The sequence below is a fragment of the Spirosoma luteum DSM 19990 genome (genome assembly GCF_000374065.1).
Classification (GTDB): domain Bacteria; phylum Bacteroidota; class Bacteroidia; order Cytophagales; family Spirosomataceae; genus Spirosoma; species Spirosoma luteum.
Window position 1 is genome coordinate 52,305 of the sequence record NZ_KB893251.1, and the last position, 14,635, is coordinate 66,939.

Consider the following 14,635-nt stretch of genomic DNA (forward strand, 5'->3'; position numbering starts at 1 on the left):
TGAATGCGGCAATCAGTCAATTACGAAATTCAGCCTTCCATGTATGCGTCATTGTTGAGGTAGTCGAGTTTCTGGCTCCAAACCATGGCAATCTGCGTAGCCCGCTGCTGAACCTGCTCCGCCGTTTCTCCGGTGAACTGTTCGCTCAGGGTTTCGGAAAATAACGCTAACCAACGCTGGAAATGGTCGCTGGTCAGGGTATGTTTTTGATTGACCAGTAAATGTGGGCGAAAGGGATGCCCGTCGTAGGCGTTGTTACCCAGAATAATGCTTTCCCAGAAGGCGTACATCTTGGGCAAATGGTGCGACCAGTCTACCTGGGCTACCTCCGTAAAGATGGGGCCAACCAGCGGGTCGGCCTGCACTTTTTCGTAGAATGAATCCACCAGGTGTTTAATCGCGTCCGGCGAATCCAGCGTTCTCCTTACCATGTCCGTGTGTTTATAGAAACAACCCCGACTTAGCTAGGAAATGTTTCACTATACTCATCAGCCTTAAAACCTAACGCCACAATGCGGCCCCCTGCCTCAACCAGCGGACGACGAATAACGGACGGTTTCTGAATCATCAACGCAATAGCTTCTTCGGCATTGGTGGGCTTTTGGGTATCGGGGAGCTGCTTCCAGGTCATACCCGACCGGTTGACCAGTTCTTCCCAGGTCTTTTGCGTGAGCCAGTGTTCAATCCTTTGCCGATCTATTCCCTGCTTTTTGTAGTCGTGAAAGGTATAGTCGATACCGCGTCCGGCTAGCCAGGAACGGGCTTTTTTGACGGTGTCGCAGTTGGGAATGGCATATAGCGTGTACATGATACTGTTTTTCCTGGGGCAAAAGTAACTGGTTTGCCGCGTTTCTATTGCTACCGTAGCTATCCGCTGAGGCCTTTATTTACAGGCGAAAATTTCTTGTCAGGCACAAAAAAGTCGCTCTCTGGGAAAGAAAGCGACTTTTTGAGTGGAGAATTTTTACGAACTGCGGCCACCGCCGAATAACTTCGAGACAACCCAGATAATAATAGCAATAACAACAATAACACCAATAATACCTGTATAGGCACCAGCAGCGAAAATATCGCCGATGGCTTCACAACTAGTTAGAAACAAGGTTAAAAATAGGGCCACAACGGCCATCGGAAAGAAACGCGACAGGGTTTTCATACGCATTGACTAGGTTTTGTGTAGTTGGAATCCGGTCGGCCTTCGGCGGATTGCACAATTAACCAGCCCACCCGCAGTTTGTTTAAACGCTTATTCGTTACAAATTCCACCAGTATGTCCACTTGAGCACCAATGCCCGGTTTTTGACCGAAAAGAACCCCGGTACATCCTGCCCGATCTGGGCGGAGTTGGGCAGGTAATTATCCGTATAGACCAGGAAAAAATCGGATGCGGGCTTGTAACGCCACTGCACACGGGCATTCACGTTCATGTTTTTTTGCTGCTCGTTGTACTGCACAAACGTGGTGAGATACAGGGTGTTGGTCAGTGTCAGGTCAAACCGGGGGCCAACCAGCCAGAATGTGGCACGGCCCCAGGGCTGGGGTAGCCGAATATCGTTATAACTGGCACTGGCCGCCAGGCTCACGTAGGGTTGAAACCGATAGCCCAAATCGGCTGTGAGGTTCAGGCGGGTGCCGTTGGCGTAATACCCGCCGTAGCGCGATGAAAATCCGTAGGTAAATAAGCTCTGGGGTTTAGAGTCAAATTCCGTACCCCAGGCAGTCCAGTTATGTTCCGTGTTCGTAGCCAGCGTTTCCCGACCGGTATTCGTTGGGTCGAAAGGTTGCAGGAGCCGCACGTAATCCGTAGCCACCCAGGCCTGAAGGACGCTCTTGCTTCGGAAGGTAACACTGTAACTGAGGAAACTTTCATTATCACTCTGTCGCCCGGCCGGGTCGAAAAAGTAGGTTGAGTTAAGCATTGGTCCGTGGCTCAGAATACCGCTGCCCGTAGGTAAAAATGTATAGCCCAGTATGCCCTGTAGCCGTTCGTAGCCCCGGCGAGGTACGTAGCCCGCTTCGGCAGTGTAGTTTTGGCCCACCGACTCTACCTGACCACCAATGAGCCACTTCCGGCTGAAATATTGCAGGTTGGCAGCATACACCGCACTGGACCCATTACCGGTACCGGGAATGACTTCCTGACCCGGATTGAGGGGTTGTACCGGACTGAACGACTGGACGTACATGGCTTTGCCCGACCATAAATTATTGGCCGAAGCCAGGTTGTATTCCACACCGAGGTTTCGGTTGTAGCGCGAATACAGGGCCTTATTTCCAACGAATTCGTAGCCCAGTGATTCTTTATTGACAAACATGACCCCAATATTGGATCGGGAAAATACGCGCCGTTGCAGGGCCATAACGGCAAAGTTCTGAGCCGGTAATCCCGTTTCGCTGACGCCCCCGGTTTGCATATCCATGATACCAATACGCCAGTCTTTATTGAGCTTGCCACTCAGCCGGGCTCCAAACTGAATGGGCACCCCGCCCAGCCCAATCCTGCGACTGAAAAACGGCCGGATGGTGGCATACCCGAAGTTGGTAAACTGATCGCCGTTTTCCAGAAAAAACTGACGTTTTTCGGGAAAGAAGAGTTCGTACCGGTCCAGGTTGGTTACCTGCTGGTCTACATCCACCTGCGAGAAATCAGGGTTGACCGTCAGGTCCAGATTGAGGGATGACGTAATAGCCACCTTAGCATCCAGGCCCGCGTTGAATCGCCCTTTCGTATCAATGTTGTTCTGGTAATCGCGGGTCAGGCCACTGAGGGCGTAGGGAATCAATGAAATGTTGGGGCCGGGCTGCGGTGGGGGCTGATCCCAGACCAACACCCCGGTCAGGGCCAGTGAGGCCGTTGGAAATTGCCGCTCAATGGGTGTCCAGGAGGATTTTTCGGTTGTTTTCAGATCCAGTCGGCTGAAATTTATTCCCCAGCGGGTTATTCCCTTCTTGTACCGGATGGTTTTGAATGGGATGGCCATTTCCAGTACGTAGCGGTCGCTATAGTTTTTCACGACCGATGTCCATTTGTTATCCCAGCTCAGGTTGGCTTTTCCACCTTCGTAGAGTAACCCATCCCACTGCGCTCCGGCAGCATTGGTCCCGAAGGTGAACCCGTTGGTCTGGTCGTCGAAGGGGTCCATGAAGAAGATGAAGTTATCGTTCTTGCCGAAATTCCAGTCGCGCCGGAGCGACTCGACAATGTAGGGACCAGGCACGTCGCCCAGAAAACAAACGGCACTCAGGTACACATTATGGTCATCGTAGGTCATCCGCACATCGGTTCGCACCTTGGCACGGCTGGTATCCATGGGCAGTACCATCCAGAAATCGGAGGCTACTTCGGCGGCCTGCCAGGCGGGTTCATCCACGGAGCCATCCAGAATAACCGGGGAGGTAGCGCGGCTGATGTGCAGTTGATAGGACTCATTTTTTTTCTGTGCCAGCAGGTTACTATGGCTCAGCAACAGATAAGCAACTAAGAACGAAACGGAGAGTTTCACCAGGCGAATTCTTTTTGGTTGTATAGCTAGTAAAGTAAAGTTACGGCCGATTTACCCCTTTCACCAACAAATACCAATGTGAGTGATCTACTCGTATCGTGTTGCCCCGACCGAATAATAAAAACAGCTGCGCTCCGGCACGATTCCGGGAGGAATAATCTCCAATTGAGCGTATAGTAGGATAACTACTAAAAATATAGCCTAGTATAGCTGCCCGATACAACCCATTTCAACCATGCCTACTTCCGTTGGCAGTGCTGCCGTTCGAACCGTTCTGGCCAATGCCTCTATCCCACAGCGCCGAAATGCGACTGTTGGTAATCAAGTGGTTGCCATTAACACCCCGTTTCCATCACCGCCCGACTGGCGCGATGTCTGGATTTACTTCCTGCTCATCGACCGGTTCAACAATCCGCTGACCCCTCCCCGGCACCTGCCTTTCGATAGCGAACAGGGTACGTTCCAGGGAGGCACGTTCAATGGTGTTCGCGAGCAACTGGACTATCTTCAGCAACTGGGCGTAGGAGCCATCTGGCTGTCACCAGTGATAAAAAACTGCCAGTACGAGGATACGACTTTTCATGGCTACGGCTTCCAGGACTTTTTGCAGATTGATCCCCGCTTTGCGTCTGATCCGGACGCGGCCCGGCAGAACCCGCAACTGGTAGAAGATGAACTACGCGCCCTGATAGATGCCGCCCATGCCCGTGCCATCTACGTGATTTTCGATATTGTGCTGAACCACGCCGGTAACGTATTTGGCTATGACCTCGCCGGGAATACCAACTCCGCCGAGGCTCCGGGGCGAAACGACGTTTACCCGATCCGATGGCACAATGCCCAGGGACAGGCATCTTTTGCGGATTTTGCCGGCGCTGGTACTATTGCCGATGATGCGGCCATCTGGCCGCCGGTTGAGTTACAGCGCAATGACCTGTTTCGGCGGAAAGGGCGGGGCGGGGAAGAAGGGGGCGATTTTAGCTCACTCAAAGAACTGGTGACGAATTTTAGCGAGACAACGCCCTTTAACCGGGCCTTTCCCGTGCGTAACACCCTGATTCTTGCCTACCAGTATATGATTGCGAAATACGACATAGACGGTTTTCGGATTGATACCCTGAAGTTTATCGAGGCTGATTTTGCCCGTATTTTTGCCAATGCCATGCGGGAATTTTCGTTGAGCATCGGTAAGAAGAATTTCTTTACGTACGGTGAAGTCTTCGACGAGGAAGAAAAAATCAAACCTTTACGTGAACGGTTTCAGGTTTTCAAGACAAGAGTCAGAGTACTTCTTTGGGTCAGAGAATGTGTTCATTTGGCCAAGCGTTTTCGTGAATGATAAGAGTTGATTTACTATTTGCAATAAACCAACACATAGGCTTAAACAAGCTTCTAATAGCTCAAACAATCGAATAGTATATTTCCAAGATGCTGACTTGCCTCAAAAACCACTAGTACAATTATACGGAGATTTTCGTGAACGATTTTAACAGTAGTTGTTTGTAACACAACCCATTCATTGATAGCAAAATAACGAGTTCATTAAATAACAGTAGATAGCCTTTTATTGACCAAAATGGCTGGATGAGTAAGGGGGAGGGCTGTACGAAATTAAACATATCTGTCCCGTGAGAGAACAGTACGTATTATTCATCTGAAGCCTATCGAAGTGGTTTTGAACTCTTTTCAAAGTAAAGGGTAACTGATCTTACTGTACTTATAAAATCACTAGATTTCACGAACTGTTTCAGCCAGCCACTTATTTTTTACGACCAAGTAAGGCTCGAAAATAATCCTTCCAGCAATCCCTATTTCAACAACTGCTTTTTTGCCTGTGCTTCCAGAATTAGCTGTAATTCGGCGGTTTCGGCGGTTACGTGGGCATAGGTGCCGCCCCCGGCCTGACATAGCTTTTGTAAATTCTGGCCGGTGAGGGGGTTGCGACCAAACGTAAAGATGGTTAGGTGAATATCCTGTTGGGCATTGTCACGGACCAGGTCAAGTACGTCGTTGCTGACCGGAAATTCGCCGTCGGTGGCCAGTATAATCCGATTGTTTCCCGCCCGTAGGTAGTTTTTATTCGCCACTTTGTAGGCCAGTCGAAGTCCGCCATTACCGTCCGTATCGCCGGTTGACTGCAACTCGTCGATGACACGGGCAATGTTGGCGGCTTCGGTACCCGACGTTGGTTTTAACGCCACCCGAGCCTTCCCGGAGTAAATCACAATCGAAAGCTTGTCTTCGGCACGAAGCAGAGCAAGCAGCGATTTGATGGACCGCTTCAGCAGGGGCAGCTTAACCGGCGAATCCATCGACCCCGACACGTCGAGTAACAATACCATGTTATTGGCCGCGAAGCCGTCGAGTGATGGACTGGCTGTCAGCAATCGCTCCCGCTCCAGATAGACCGTGTCAACCCGATTTCGCTCAACGTAAACCGTATCATGCTGGTTAGCTGGTGTTAGGGTTGCCTTATAACTTTTCCCGACGGGAATATTATCATTTCCCGACTTAGGGCTGACGGGCGAAACGGCGGTTATTGGGCTGTTCAGATCGGGCGCGGTTTCGGGCTTTTTCGATGGCAGCAATCGGCGGAAGGCGAACACGTCGGGCTGGTTGATGGCCTTGAGCAGGTTGACCTGCGCCAGCTCGCTGAATTTGTTGTATTGATAGACCAATTCGTTGTTGTAAAAATAAAAGAACGACTGATAGGGATGGGTAGTCGAGTTGGATGAACGAGCATTTACGTTCTTCGCCATGTCCGCAAACCGGGCGGTATTTCCGGCCAGGTCCTCGTAGGGTGAGTAGGGACAAAGTCCGTTTTGGCGCCCATAACGTTTCAGTCCGTTCAGGTTCTGGTATTCCTCGGCGAGTAGCTTTTGGGCCTGAGTTTGCGCTTCATCGGTTGCTGGTAGCTGCGGTTGTGCGCTGGTCAAATGGGCTTTTACGCCGAACAGAATGGTGTGGTCCGCATCCAGTGTTTTTTGCAGGGCACGACCGGCAATCTGCCAGGAACTGGTTGGGACAGCGGATGGGTAGCTTTCATACACGCGTCGGACATCGGCATAAAGCTGCTCTTTTTTCTGGTCGAAGGTGATGAATAAATAAGCGTACCTGTCCAGAATGGCATCGGAGCGTGTGAGCCGGTCGTCCAGGTACCGTTTATCTGTTGTGTACCCAATTAACTCGATACTCAAGCCGTCCATTTCCTGCAACATCGACAGCAACACGTCCGCCTGATTCGTCAGGGCCGTTCGGTAAGGCGTCGGGATGGCTGCACTGCTGTTGAGTAGCAGTTGGTACGTCGAAACGGGAACCTGGTAATCGTCATGTTTGTAGGTTAAACTGGCCCGCTTGTTTGCCTGGGCCGCGTCACGGTAGTGTTCTGCTGATTCCTGGTAGTTGCGCAGCAGTACCTGCACAATACGCATCTGCCGCAGCGACTCATTTATAAACTCCACGTAGCCATTCAGAGCCAGAAACGTAGCGCGGGAAGCCGGAGACGTGGCTGGTTTTGTCTGAAAGAGCACAGTGGGTTTATCCGCGAAAAGCGGAGTTTGGGTTATAGCTGGCGTGCCGGAAACGGGGGGGGGCGGTGTAAATACCGGGCTGAAAGCGGGGTAGTCGAGCAGGCGACGGGCTGCTTTACTGTAGCCGACAAAGTTTCGGTAACTGGCCAGCAGTCCCTGGTTGTACTGATTTAGCAGCGACCAGTAGACTGCATTGCCATAGTGGGCCGACTGCCGGGCAGCAAACGTATTTCCGTCGACAGCCCGTCGTTTCAGACTTTGCAAAATCCTTAGTTCTGACACAAAGCCCGAAATGGCATCGGAAGCCGGATACTCAATACCTGACCGTGCCTTCCCGAACGATACCAGTATTTTTTCATCGGCCAGTATACTTTGCTGAATCAACATCACCGGCCAGGCATAATGGCTAGCTTCGTTCAGGTAGCATGGCAGGGAATCTATTAGCTGTTGCTGACTCAGTAACACCTGCCCCATTTCCTTTTCCATTACTAGATACGGGTCATTGGGCAGGTAGGGCTGATACCGGCGATAAATCCGCTGAATTTGCCCGTAAAGCAGCGCTTTGTCCCGGCTGAACTGGTTAAAGATCCCCTGCATTTCACCAATCAGCATATCGGACTGCTTCAGGTTATCGCGTTGATACGTAGTCAGTCGAACGTACGTTTCGAGGGCTTTGCCCGTTTTGTCGAGTTTGGTTAGCAGTTGCCACAGCGCTTCGGTACCAGTGTTCAGGCGTTGTTTTTCGGCGGCTGTCAGTCCGGTACAAGCCAGTGCTTTTTGGTAGTAATATGCTTCCAGCGGTCCTGATGAGGGCAAACTCAGGGCAGAACCGTGTTTGTCACGGTATTGGATTACGTCGGTCTGGTAGGCCTGTACCATCTGAAACCGGCGGTTCAGCACCTCCACCGACTGGTTTAGAAACGACACGTATTGATTCAGCGATTGCTGGGGCGTTTCCGGTTGGGCGTACACCGTGGCAAACGTCGAGACAACTAACAGCAGAGATATAGGTAACAGGTTCATCATTTCGGTTAATTTACATAGGCTTTACGCGAATGCCGCGAAAAAACAGGATGGGTGAACCAGTTTCGTCCGTTTCGATTGGCAGTTCCGGTTGGTGCTGTTGGTAGAGTTGGGTCAGGTAATCGAAATCAGACGGGGACAGCAAAAAATCCTTTTGGTCGTTGGCCACCGACTGCCATTCATCCGGCTGGTTCTTTAAGCAGTCATTCAGTTCGTCGTAAAACTCCTGCTCAGCCCGTTGTGGTATAAACGTCATGGTCGTGTATTGGTTGGAAGTGAGTTAATGGTTGAGCAAATAGGAATTTCTGAATCGGAGCACATCATACTGTATCCGGGTTTCTACCAGTATAAATCGACATGATGTTATCCGTATAATCAAAATAGCCTGGTCCCGACAGCCGGTCTTTTATGACCTGCTCACCAATGAATTGAAGGATGGTTTCGCGTTGCGATAAGGGTGTTTTGGTCTGCCCTACCCAGTATTTAGATTCGGGAATGCCAATGTCAACCACGGCGGGCGACATGGCCAACTCGTACCACATGTCGAAATTAGATGCGGGACTGGTGTAATGAATCGTGCCACCGCGTCCATCGTCGGAGTAGCGCAATTGTGGGCCGGTTTCGGTGGCCGGATTGCCGGTTGAATGGGTGGGGTTTGTCATGATTTTAGGATTATTTTTCCGATAAAATTCAGGGCCTTGTCGTAGGTTTCAATCCCATGGCCGACATCAGGGAACACGACGACTTCTTTTAGCGACTTAATGTGTTTTTTGGCATTAGCGATGGATTTTTTGTGGGGAAACAGTAAATCCTTATCCCCTTCAAGCAGGTAGGTGTCGACAGTAACATCGGCCAACTGCCTGTCCATGTAGTAGGGCTTTTGCGTTTTATCTTTATACCGGGTTATGGCGAAAACCTCGTAGTCGACCAGCATTTTTTCGGCGGTTGGGGACAGTCGATGATTCGGTTTGTAGAAAACAGCCTGCTCTAAAAATGTCAAAACGTTTGATTCACTCGGGCGAAGCAGGGGTAATAGATTGTAATACAGATTTTTGAGCTTTAGGGAGAAAGGCTGCAAACAGCCCGGATTCAGCAAAAAAGCCGCATTGACCCGTTCCGGACTGACAATGCCCAACTTCATGCAGATTAGCCCGCCAAACGAAGCACCGGCCACAAACGCCCTGTCGATGTGTAAACCGTTCAGTACCTCAGTCGCCCACCAGCCATAATCCAGCGAATGAATTTCGGGAGTATTTCCGTCACTCAGATTGGGCAATCCGTTTGTTTCGATCAGATAAATTTTCATGGTGTGCTTCAGGTTGTCCAAACCTCGGTCAAAATCCCAAATGAGCGACGTCGTGCGTGCTCCCGGAAATATAACCAGCGTGTCAGGGTGGTTTTGTTGCGTGTTCAGCCCCCAAACGTTCGTTTTTCCGAGTGACGTTGATAAAGTGTACCGTTCATACGTCCGGGCGTTAGTCTTCTCCAGTTGACTGACCCAATTCTTAAAGTAGTTCAAATCTGTTTCTTCATCCTTGAAATACGATGTGGATTTCACGTTGATGTCGGCTGAAGGAGTAGATTTTACCATGGTGGTCTGTTTTCTAATGCTGTATGATTGATAAAGAAACGGGTTCAATTCGTCTTTCGGACACCTGCCAGCTTCATGCCGGGGATGCATTGCCGGATGTATCGACCTTCCCGGCCAGTGAGATTCAGCAGGTAGTCGACCATAAGAATGGCTGGCAATGGCTGACCAGTAAAAATCTGGTCGTGGACGGGCAGTACATCATTCTCTCCCTCGGCTATTATGCTAATGCCCTGCAACAGATTGAGCTGATCGTCAGCCAGGACCGTTTCGATTTGACCGTTGGCTGTGACTCGTGGTCAGAACAAAACGAACTCGACATACGAACTGCCCTGCGGGTTTGGCTACGTAACGAACTGGGGCGCGAAGGCCGGTTTGCCTGGGGAGAGGCACAGGCTTCGTATGACCCCAAAGGCGGTTACAGTTCCATCGGCATTCGTTACCGATAATGCCCGTCAGGTTAGGCCCAGCACCCAGGCTTTTACCGCCGAAAAACTACCCGCTACCGAAGTCCTGCGGCTTACGGCCTGTCCCTCATTTGTGCCGACGTTCAGTTCGATCGTGCAGTCGATCAGGCCGGGGTATTTCCGCATCACCAGCAAAACGGTCGAGTCATCCAGCCACCGCACCTCCCAAGCCGACCAGTCGTCCTGGTTGAGGGCAAACAGACAAACGTCATCCTGAACCCGAATCAGCGACGGCTGGTCAATCCAGTGACTCATCCTCATCTCGTAGCTGTCGAAACGTAGCTTGTACTGCCGATTGGGAGAAAAAACAGTGTCGTACATAATCAGCGGTTTTAAAACGTGTGTTTAGCCCAAAAATACCCTCCGATGAACGCGAGAATGAAGCCAATGGGGCCGTAAACGAAAATACTGGTCATGCTGGCCTCAACGCTCCGGTCGTGACCGTTGGACGAAAACTTACCGATGAGGTAGTAGCTCATAAAGGCCGTCAGGGCGTAGCCTGCAATGCCGATGAGGAACCCGATTCCAACGTATTTCATGCGATTTTGTGTGGTTTAAATGGTTTTACAACTGAATTAGTGGCAGCGGCAGCTCAGCCACTTCGTTGATCAAGAGCGGCTTGTCCGTTTTTAATTTGGTCAGAAACGGCGTAACCCCCGGGCCGTATTTTCGGTTGCTGACCATGAACAGCAGAATACCGCGCTTACCCGATTTGGTTTTGACAGCTTTAAACCGAAACACGTCCCGCTCCACCAGGTTATTTTGCTCATCGGCCGCATTATTACCGATCAGGCAGTCGATGATTTTTTCGCCCGTGGCGGCATTGCTTACGATAGTATACTGGACAATAGGATTCGTCCGCTTCAGGCCCTCCAGTTCGCGCAGTTTGGTATCAACAGCCTGGTCTACCGTCGATTCGGTCAGCACAAAATCAATGGTTACCATCGACTTGTACTTCGGAAAACTATCACCGGCGACCAAGTATTCCTGTTTGTAGAACGAGGCAGCGGGGTGGGACGACCAGCTTAACCGAAAGGCGTTTTTCTGTACGAAAATCGGAGTCTGAATCCCGAGAAAGTTGACGGCTGGTTTTGGGGCCTGTCCGTACCCCGGAGCCGATAGCATAAGAAGGGTAACCAGAGAAATGAGTACTGAATTGGTTAGCATGTTATTGGTTTTAAAAGGGTTTGTAGTGGCGTTAAAAAGCCTGATTTGTGCCGGTTGACCTAAATCGATTTCCAGGCAAAACCGGTTGTCTTATCCTCCCAATGCACGATCAGTTCCGAAAACAGTTCGTCCATCCATTCCGGGTCTTGTGTGGCCTCACGGCCTGTGTACCCTTCGGCTATCATAAATGTATCCAGTACAAACTGAAGCTCTTCTTCATTGGCATAGTCGGCTCCAACAGCGGTGTCGGCCCGGAAAGGAGACAGGTGAACATCTCCATTTTTAGTCACGAAAAGAATGTGGGAATCCTGGTTGTCATCAACACTGGCTACGAGTTGACAAAGTTGGTCGAGGGTAGGGCTGTAGTCTAAGTTCATGGTTATTCTGTCCGGTTAATTCGGCGGCCCGCTGCGTAGGAATGGGTTTTATCGGCAGCGTCGCGGTCGGCTTCGTTGGTTACCATCGCGAACGAAGCCGCGTCGGCATGGGGCAATGCTTTTCCCTCGTAATACACCCTGCCCGCATCTTTGGCGTAGCCGTATTCCAGCATTATAAAGGTGGCTCGGTCGGCGCTTGGCAGGGGATGATCCTGGTAGAAAATGGTTTGACTGTCCTGCGCATAATCGTCGGCCAGCAGCGAAAACGTCTGCCGGTCAGCACCTTTAATCCGGTGATGCTGGAAATAAATTCGGGTACTGTCACGAGCGTAGTACACATTTACTTCGCCCCATTGGGCAAAGGTGGAGGGGTCCGCTTCGGAAATTAGTTTATCCTTGTAAAACGCGTGGTTTTTGTCGGTTGCATAATACATACCCACGGCGATGAACGAGTCGGGCAGCGCGTTCTGGATCCCACGAACACCCGACGTAGCGCCACCAATGGGCATATCCAGCGTGTTCCAGCAGTAATAAACGGTCTGCTTGTCTTTAGCAAAATTCCGGCTTACCATGGTAAAGGATGCGCCATCACTGCCCACAACTGGGGCCTGCTGGTAATAACCCACCCGCTTATCTTTACCAAACTGAGGGCTTAGCGGCACAAACGAAGCGACATCGGCCACCGCAAAACCTCTGCCCTCGTAATAGACACGAATCTTGTCTTTGGCATAGGCGTATTCGCTGCCGATAATCTCGAATGAAGGGGCATCAGCCGCCACAACCCGATCGATTCTATCCTTCCGGGTCGTTTCGAACAATTTGAAATCAATGTAATTATCGCAGAAATAAACGGTAGCGTTGTCTTTGGCATAATGGTCGTCGAGCGCGGCAAAGCTGGTTCCGTCGGTTTTGTCGATGGGAATGCCCCGGTAATAGCCGCCGGTTTTGTCGCGGGCAAAAACGCTGTTCAAGGCCTGAAATGATCCGTAATCAGCCGAATGCATCAGATAATCTTTATAATACACCGAGCCATTTTTGGTCTGGTAGCCAGACTTTTTACAGCCACCCAGGATGCCCAGACCCAGCAGAGAAAGTAGAATGTGGAGTGGTTTCATGGGAGAGGTCAGTGTAGGATTTTAGCGACCGGAATCAGGTCGTAGTGCGGGTCGAGGGTGAAGAGTTGATTCAGGACCGATACGTGTCCGGCCCCGAAAATGACCAGACCCTTCCGGGCTTTCTCACCGGCCATAACCCGCAGAATGTTGCTCTGAATCCGCAGGTTACGTTTCCACCACTCGCCCGCGATGTATGACCCCACGGCGTTTTCGGAGGTGCCTATCTGGTTGAGAATGCCCGAATAGGTATTTAAATCTACCTGTTGAAACTGGGGCGTATTCATAGCGTTGAGCATGTCCGATACCGTGTGCGTTGGCAAATAGCCATCAAACCAGCGGCTGAAGGTCTCCATCTGCGTCTGTAACTGCGCCAGCACCGCCTGCTGCCCGGTCGTCTGGGCCACCTGAACCAGCGAATCATACGGAAAATCGCCCGGACTGTCGACGCAGTGAATCTGACCCGGTGGCAGGTTGAGCGCGTCGGCCAGCCGGAAGGCGAGCTGGATTACTTCGTCGGTTCGGTTGCGGAGTTTCCCCTGCCGGTACTGCTGGTACAGGCTGTCGATGTGCGCCTGCTCAGTGGGCAGGTACTCGATGAATAACTGATCGGGCTTATACGCTTTCAGGCGTTCGACAACGGCCTTGATTTCGGCCTGACGGCGTTCGCTCAGCACGTTGTCGGTTTTGACTTTGGCAACATCCAGACCGGGGTTGGCAAAGTGATAAGTACCCAGTAAAACAAGCTGTTTTTTGGGTTGTGCCATCGTCTGTTGCGACAGCAAAGTGGTCAGGCACAGAAAAAGGAAGCAGCGAAGGGGTGGCATAACTAAGGATATTTGCCTGAAATGAATAGAGTTGAGCCAACGGATTAGTTGGTACTGATGTAGCGGATGATCAGGAGGAGCGATGCAACAACCAGGAGGGCAACGATTTTTGTCCATAAATGCGGCAACCAATTTAACCCCGCCAACGCAAGCAACAGAAAAACGCCAATGCCCTTCAGGGCGGCTTCCTGCTCACCACCCCCGGCATCATTGGCCGGGTTCGCCTTTTGTAGTAACGCCCAGATGACGCAGGCACCATACACCCCGATAAGGAGCCAGTTGATGCCGCTAAGAATTTTGATAGTATTCATGCGGGGTTTGGAATGAATGACAGGTGTTTATAATTGATACGTTGACGGTAAAAGGTTTCTGCGCAGCCACAGCAGCCCCATGAAGGCAATACTTGTGTGAAGTGTAATTAATAAAGGAGTACCCATTATCCAGGGAGTGGCTAAGAAATCCGCGCCCAGCAAGGTGTTTAATCCGGTCAGCACATACATCAGCAGGAAGAGAAGGGGCATCGTTAGGAAACCAACTACGTATAGCCAGGACCGTCGGTTAGTCAACACCCGAAACGCTTTAATTACGGGCGGTACGCCAAGCCCCAAAACCAAGACAGAACCAATCAAAATCATTTGAGTATAGCTGTACTCGTTTTTCAGCAGATGCCGGATAACAACCATCTCATCGCCACCCCCCAGCATCACGGTGCTGATTCTGCCAAAGGGAATGTTGGCAAAAATGAGTGCAAAACCCAGCGCAGCCCGGTCCGGTTCGGCATCCCCAAGCCAGCCCATTCCCAGCCACATAAGGGCGAAGGAAAACAGGGGCCCCGCCAGGGTTGCCAGCCACCAAAGCGGGTAACTTTCAGCGCAGCCCGCGCATAATGACCAGACGTTGAAGTCGCGCGGACCCCAGCATCCGCAAATGAAACGCCCCACGACAATGTGAGCCGTTTCGTGCAATTCCAGCATAACAATCAGCAAAAGCAGGAATGTAAGCACGTAAGCGAATGAGAGTTTAAGATGCATCTGTATGTTC

At 51.0% G+C, this 14,635-nt stretch carries 18 protein-coding genes; 2 read left to right on the top strand and 16 right to left on the bottom strand.

Annotation, left to right across the window (positions count from 1 at the left end; translation table 11 throughout):
- Nucleotides 1–29: 29 nt before the first annotated feature.
- From B156_RS0109775 to B156_RS0109790, 4 genes are all read right to left on the bottom strand, one after another.
- Nucleotides 30–431: a group III truncated hemoglobin gene (locus tag B156_RS0109775; RefSeq protein ID WP_018619509.1), complete on the bottom strand. Its 402-nt coding sequence runs from the start codon at nucleotides 429–431 to the stop codon at nucleotides 30–32.
- Nucleotides 432–460: 29 nt separating this feature from the next.
- Nucleotides 461–808, bottom strand: a complete 348-nt coding sequence (locus B156_RS0109780) for an ArsC family reductase (protein ID WP_018619510.1) — start codon at nucleotides 806–808, stop codon at nucleotides 461–463.
- Between the two features lie 156 nt (nucleotides 809–964).
- A complete protein-coding gene (locus B156_RS0109785; protein ID WP_018619511.1) occupies nucleotides 965–1,156 on the bottom strand; it encodes a hypothetical protein in 192 nt (63 codons plus the stop codon).
- Between the two features lie 97 nt (nucleotides 1,157–1,253).
- Nucleotides 1,254–3,503: a carbohydrate binding family 9 domain-containing protein gene (locus B156_RS0109790; RefSeq protein WP_018619512.1), complete on the bottom strand. Its 2,250-nt coding sequence runs from the start codon at nucleotides 3,501–3,503 to the stop codon at nucleotides 1,254–1,256.
- A 235-nt stretch (nucleotides 3,504–3,738) separates the two neighbouring features.
- Here B156_RS0109790 and B156_RS28995 point away from each other — a divergent pair, with 235 nt between their 5' ends.
- Nucleotides 3,739–4,842 (top strand): alpha-amylase family glycosyl hydrolase, encoded by a 1,104-nt coding sequence (locus B156_RS28995; protein WP_018619513.1) that lies wholly within the window; start codon nucleotides 3,739–3,741, stop codon nucleotides 4,840–4,842.
- A gap of 469 nt (nucleotides 4,843–5,311) precedes the next feature.
- Here B156_RS28995 and B156_RS0109800 read toward each other — a convergent pair whose 3' ends face one another.
- The 4 genes from B156_RS0109800 to B156_RS0109815 form a co-directional block, all read right to left on the bottom strand.
- On the bottom strand, nucleotides 5,312–8,059 hold the full coding sequence (locus B156_RS0109800; RefSeq protein WP_018619514.1) for a vWA domain-containing protein: 2,748 nt from the start codon (nucleotides 8,057–8,059) through the stop codon (nucleotides 5,312–5,314).
- A gap of 10 nt (nucleotides 8,060–8,069) precedes the next feature.
- Nucleotides 8,070–8,312: a hypothetical protein gene (locus tag B156_RS0109805; RefSeq protein WP_018619515.1), complete on the bottom strand. Its 243-nt coding sequence runs from the start codon at nucleotides 8,310–8,312 to the stop codon at nucleotides 8,070–8,072.
- A 64-nt stretch (nucleotides 8,313–8,376) separates the two neighbouring features.
- Nucleotides 8,377–8,718 (bottom strand): hypothetical protein, encoded by a 342-nt coding sequence (locus tag B156_RS0109810; RefSeq protein WP_018619516.1) that lies wholly within the window; start codon nucleotides 8,716–8,718, stop codon nucleotides 8,377–8,379.
- Nucleotides 8,715–9,647: an alpha/beta fold hydrolase gene (locus B156_RS0109815; RefSeq protein WP_018619517.1), complete on the bottom strand. Its 933-nt coding sequence runs from the start codon at nucleotides 9,645–9,647 to the stop codon at nucleotides 8,715–8,717. The genes B156_RS0109810 and B156_RS0109815 overlap by 4 nt, the downstream gene beginning before the upstream one ends.
- Before the next feature lie 23 nt (nucleotides 9,648–9,670).
- Here B156_RS0109815 and B156_RS0109820 point away from each other — a divergent pair, with 23 nt between their 5' ends.
- Nucleotides 9,671–10,093: a hypothetical protein gene (locus B156_RS0109820; RefSeq protein WP_018619518.1), complete on the top strand. Its 423-nt coding sequence runs from the start codon at nucleotides 9,671–9,673 to the stop codon at nucleotides 10,091–10,093.
- A 6-nt stretch (nucleotides 10,094–10,099) separates the two neighbouring features.
- On the opposite strand, the gene B156_RS0109825 is transcribed toward B156_RS0109820, so the two are convergent.
- From B156_RS0109825 to B156_RS0109860, 8 genes are read right to left on the bottom strand one after another with little or no spacing between them, the layout of a single operon-like run.
- Nucleotides 10,100–10,432 carry a hypothetical protein gene (locus tag B156_RS0109825; protein WP_018619519.1) on the bottom strand — a complete coding sequence of 111 codons (333 nt, stop codon included), beginning with the start codon at nucleotides 10,430–10,432 and terminating at the stop codon, nucleotides 10,100–10,102.
- An 11-nt stretch (nucleotides 10,433–10,443) separates the two neighbouring features.
- Nucleotides 10,444–10,650 carry a hypothetical protein gene (locus B156_RS0109830; RefSeq protein WP_018619520.1) on the bottom strand — a complete coding sequence of 69 codons (207 nt, stop codon included), beginning with the start codon at nucleotides 10,648–10,650 and terminating at the stop codon, nucleotides 10,444–10,446.
- Between the two features lie 25 nt (nucleotides 10,651–10,675).
- The gene (locus B156_RS0109835) at nucleotides 10,676–11,278 is read right to left on the bottom strand and encodes a hypothetical protein (protein WP_018619521.1); all 603 of its coding nucleotides are present in this window, start codon (nucleotides 11,276–11,278) and stop codon (nucleotides 10,676–10,678) included.
- A gap of 59 nt (nucleotides 11,279–11,337) precedes the next feature.
- Nucleotides 11,338–11,655, bottom strand: coding sequence for a hypothetical protein (locus tag B156_RS0109840; RefSeq protein ID WP_018619522.1), 318 nt, complete (start codon nucleotides 11,653–11,655; stop codon nucleotides 11,338–11,340).
- A 2-nt stretch (nucleotides 11,656–11,657) separates the two neighbouring features.
- A complete protein-coding gene (locus tag B156_RS0109845; protein WP_018619523.1) occupies nucleotides 11,658–12,770 on the bottom strand; it encodes a DKNYY domain-containing protein in 1,113 nt (370 codons plus the stop codon).
- 8 nt (nucleotides 12,771–12,778) lie between these two features.
- On the bottom strand, nucleotides 12,779–13,594 hold the full coding sequence (locus tag B156_RS0109850; protein ID WP_245563711.1) for a DUF5694 domain-containing protein: 816 nt from the start codon (nucleotides 13,592–13,594) through the stop codon (nucleotides 12,779–12,781).
- A 44-nt stretch (nucleotides 13,595–13,638) separates the two neighbouring features.
- Nucleotides 13,639–13,905, bottom strand: coding sequence for a hypothetical protein (locus tag B156_RS0109855; RefSeq protein WP_018619525.1), 267 nt, complete (start codon nucleotides 13,903–13,905; stop codon nucleotides 13,639–13,641).
- A gap of 27 nt (nucleotides 13,906–13,932) precedes the next feature.
- Entirely contained in the window at nucleotides 13,933–14,625 is a 693-nt protein-coding gene (locus tag B156_RS0109860) for a hypothetical protein (protein WP_018619526.1), read from the bottom strand.
- Nucleotides 14,626–14,635: the final 10 nt, after the last annotated feature.

Bases quoted from the DNA above. Each gene is read 5' to 3' on its own strand.
- B156_RS0109775 (WP_018619509.1), bottom strand. From the start codon at position 431: ATGGTAAGGAGAACGCTGGATTCGCCGGACGCGATTAAACACCTGGTG.
- B156_RS0109780 (WP_018619510.1), bottom strand. From the start codon at position 808: ATGTACACGCTATATGCCATTCCCAACTGCGACACCGTCAAAAAAGCC.
- B156_RS0109785 (WP_018619511.1), bottom strand. From the start codon at position 1,156: ATGAAAACCCTGTCGCGTTTCTTTCCGATGGCCGTTGTGGCCCTATTT.
- B156_RS28995 (WP_018619513.1), top strand. From the start codon at position 3,739: ATGCCTACTTCCGTTGGCAGTGCTGCCGTTCGAACCGTTCTGGCCAAT.
- B156_RS0109800 (WP_018619514.1), bottom strand. From the start codon at position 8,059: ATGATGAACCTGTTACCTATATCTCTGCTGTTAGTTGTCTCGACGTTT.
- B156_RS0109805 (WP_018619515.1), bottom strand. From the start codon at position 8,312: ATGACGTTTATACCACAACGGGCTGAGCAGGAGTTTTACGACGAACTG.
- B156_RS0109810 (WP_018619516.1), bottom strand. From the start codon at position 8,718: ATGACAAACCCCACCCATTCAACCGGCAATCCGGCCACCGAAACCGGC.
- B156_RS0109815 (WP_018619517.1), bottom strand. From the start codon at position 9,647: ATGGTAAAATCTACTCCTTCAGCCGACATCAACGTGAAATCCACATCG.
- B156_RS0109820 (WP_018619518.1), top strand. From the start codon at position 9,671: ATGATTGATAAAGAAACGGGTTCAATTCGTCTTTCGGACACCTGCCAG.
- B156_RS0109825 (WP_018619519.1), bottom strand. From the start codon at position 10,432: ATGTACGACACTGTTTTTTCTCCCAATCGGCAGTACAAGCTACGTTTC.
- B156_RS0109830 (WP_018619520.1), bottom strand. From the start codon at position 10,650: ATGAAATACGTTGGAATCGGGTTCCTCATCGGCATTGCAGGCTACGCC.
- B156_RS0109835 (WP_018619521.1), bottom strand. From the start codon at position 11,278: ATGCTAACCAATTCAGTACTCATTTCTCTGGTTACCCTTCTTATGCTA.
- B156_RS0109840 (WP_018619522.1), bottom strand. From the start codon at position 11,655: ATGAACTTAGACTACAGCCCTACCCTCGACCAACTTTGTCAACTCGTA.
- B156_RS0109845 (WP_018619523.1), bottom strand. From the start codon at position 12,770: ATGAAACCACTCCACATTCTACTTTCTCTGCTGGGTCTGGGCATCCTG.
- B156_RS0109850 (WP_245563711.1), bottom strand. From the start codon at position 13,594: ATGCCACCCCTTCGCTGCTTCCTTTTTCTGTGCCTGACCACTTTGCTG.
- B156_RS0109855 (WP_018619525.1), bottom strand. From the start codon at position 13,905: ATGAATACTATCAAAATTCTTAGCGGCATCAACTGGCTCCTTATCGGG.
- B156_RS0109860 (WP_018619526.1), bottom strand. From the start codon at position 14,625: ATGCATCTTAAACTCTCATTCGCTTACGTGCTTACATTCCTGCTTTTG.